The sequence below is a fragment of the Streptomyces sp. NPDC091387 genome, from assembly GCF_044756945.1.
Classification (GTDB): Bacteria; Actinomycetota; Actinomycetes; order Streptomycetales; family Streptomycetaceae; genus Streptomyces.
The window spans coordinates 3332-5182 of record NZ_JBIVTZ010000046.1 but is presented as its reverse complement, the minus strand read 5'-3'; the positions used below and the strand labels follow the sequence as shown (position 1 = coordinate 5182).

The 1851-nt window shown below is 56.2% G+C and carries 1 rRNA gene (running past one end of the window); it reads right to left on the bottom strand.

Annotated features, from left to right (window positions below):
* Nucleotides 1-22: 22 nt before the first annotated feature.
* Nucleotides 23-1851 (bottom strand): 23S ribosomal RNA (locus tag ACIQM0_RS39265); it runs 1371 nt beyond the window's last position.

Sequence of the window (1851 nt, the reverse complement as noted above, 5' to 3'; positions counted from 1 at the left end):
AACACAGTGGACGCGAGCAACTGAGGACAAGCCCTCGGCCTATTAGTACCAGTCAGCTCCACCCGTTACCGGGCTTCCACATCTGGCCTATCAACCCAGTCGTCTACTGGGAGCCTTAACCCCTCAAGAGGGTGGGAATACTCATCTCGAAGCAGGCTTCCCGCTTAGATGCTTTCAGCGGTTATCCTTTCCGAACGTAGCCAACCAGCCATGCCCTTGGCAGGACAACTGGCACACCAGAGGTTCGTCCGTCCCGGTCCTCTCGTACTAGGGACAGCCCTTCTCAATATTCCTACGCGCACAGCGGATAGGGACCGAACTGTCTCACGACGTTCTAAACCCAGCTCGCGTACCGCTTTAATGGGCGAACAGCCCAACCCTTGGGACCGACTCCAGCCCCAGGATGCGACGAGCCGACATCGAGGTGCCAAACCATCCCGTCGATATGGACTCTTGGGGAAGATCAGCCTGTTATCCCCGGGGTACCTTTTATCCGTTGAGCGACAGCGCTTCCACAAGCCACTGCCGGATCACTAGTCCCGACTTTCGTCCCTGCTCGACCCGTCGGTCTCACAGTCAAGCTCCCTTGTGCACTTACACTCAACACCTGATTGCCAACCAGGCTGAGGGAACCTTTGGGCGCCTCCGTTACTCTTTAGGAGGCAACCGCCCCAGTTAAACTACCCATCAGACACTGTCCCTGATCCGGATCACGGACCCAGGTTAGACATCCAGCACGACCAGAGTGGTATTTCAACGACGACTCCACAACCACTGGCGTGGCCGCTTCAAAGTCTCCCACCTATCCTACACAAGCCGAACCGAACACCAATATCAAACTATAGTAAAGGTCCCGGGGTCTTTCCGTCCTGCTGCGCGAAACGAGCATCTTTACTCGTAGTGCAATTTCACCGGGCCTATGGTTGAGACAGTCGAGAAGTCGTTACGCCATTCGTGCAGGTCGGAACTTACCCGACAAGGAATTTCGCTACCTTAGGATGGTTATAGTTACCACCGCCGTTTACTGGCGCTTAAGTTCTCAGCTTCGCCGACCCGAAAGTCAGCTAACCGGTCCCCTTAACGTTCCAGCACCGGGCAGGCGTCAGTCCGTATACATCGCCTTACGGCTTCGCACGGACCTGTGTTTTTAGTAAACAGTCGCTTCTCGCTGGTCTCTGCGGCCACCCCCAGCTCACCGAGTAAATCGGATCACCAGTGATGGCCCCCCTTCTCCCGAAGTTACGGGGGCATTTTGCCGAGTTCCTTAACCATAGTTCACCCGAACGCCTCGGTATTCTCTACCTGACCACCTGAGTCGGTTTAGGGTACGGGCCGCCATGAAACTCGCTAGAGGCTTTTCTCGACAGCATAGGATCATCCACTTCACCACAATCGGCTCGGCATCAGGTCTCAGCCTTAATGTGTGACGGATTTACCTACCACACGGCCTACACCCTTACCCCGGGACTACCACCGCCCGGGCTGGACTACCTTCCTGCGTCACCCCATCGCTTACCTAATACAAGTCTGGTTCATCGGCTCCACCACTACCCTCAACTCCGAAGAGATCGGGCCGGCTTCACGGACTTAGCATCGCCTGATTCAGTATTGGGCGTTTCAAAGCGGGTACCGGAATATCAACCGGTTGTCCATCGACTACGCCTGTCGGCCTCGCCTTAGGTCCCGACTTACCCTGGGCAGATCAGCTTGACCCAGGAACCCTTAGTCAATCGGCGCACACGTTTCTCACGTGTGTATCGCTACTCATGCCTGCATTCTCACTCGTGAACCGTCCACAACTCGCTTCCGCGGCTGCTTCACCCGGCACACGACGCTCCCCTACCCATCCCA